Genomic DNA, 1,067 nt, shown 5'->3' with positions numbered 1-1,067 from the left:
AAAGCCCGAGGCTTGCAAAAGTCTGGTTGACCAGCTTCAGTCAGCAATGCTGACTACGTTGCAAAGAGGTTCAAGACTCACTCCGGGGTGCTTCCTCAGCTCCGGACCCTGAAAGTTCCGAAAGCAGACAAGCTATGGGTAAGTACGAAACGGTTCGGAACAAAACGCCGCTCTGCAACATTGGCGAGGGGAACAACACCGAAAGGTGTTTGCCACGGACAAGTCGAAAGACAAGTCCAGTAACCGTAAGGTAATTTATTTGTGACGACATTCGTATTTGTATTAGATAGGAAAGGCAGGAGCCTGATGCCCTGTCATCCGGCAAGAGCAAGGAAACTCCTGAAAAAAGGACGGGCACGGGTTCATAAGGTTTTCCCGTTTACAATCCGTCTGACGGATCGAGAACTGGAAAACTCATCTGTCCAACCGATGCTTATCAAGATTGATCCCGGTTCCAAAGAGACAGGTATTGCTCTGGTGCGGGAAGAGAAAAACAAAGGGCATCATGCTTTGTACTTTATCAATCTTCAGCATCGAGGTCAGCAGATACGCAATGCACTCTACAAGAGGCGTTGTTTGAGACGAAGCCGAAGAAGCCGTAATCTCCGTTACCGCTCACCTCGGTTCCTGAACCGCAGGAGAGCAGAGGGGTGGCTTGCTCCTTCGCTGCAGCATCGAGCAGACTGCATTCTTTCTTGGGTTTCGCGATTGCGCAAGATAGCCCCCGTTGAAAGAATCAGCCAAGAGCTTGTAAAGTTCGATACGCAGCTTATCCAGAACTCGAAAATTGAAGGGATTGAGTATCAACAAGGAGAGCTGGCTGGTTACGAACTCCGGGAGTATCTGCTTGAAAAATTCGGCCGCAAGTGCATCTACTGCGGAGCAGACAATGTCCCACTTAATATCGATCATGTAATACCAAAATCCAAAGGCGGCTCTAACCGAGTCAGCAATCTCGTTTTGGCTTGTGTTCAATGCAATCAGAAGAAAGGTTCCAGGAGCGTTGAGGAGTTTCTGAAAGACAAGCCGGAAGTTCTGCGGCAAATCAAGAATCAATTAAAACAACC

At 48.5% G+C, this 1,067-nt stretch carries 1 protein-coding gene; it reads left to right on the top strand.

The annotated features are described in order from the left end of the window. Nucleotides 1–261: 261 nt before the first annotated feature. A partial coding sequence (iscB, locus tag ACYQ4O_RS12885; RefSeq protein WP_460175863.1) for an RNA-guided endonuclease IscB occupies nt 262–1,067 on the top strand: 806 nt, incomplete at its 3' end.

This window comes from Turicimonas sp. TL08, from assembly GCF_054660695.1.
This window is presented reverse-complemented; position numbering and strand designations above follow the sequence as displayed.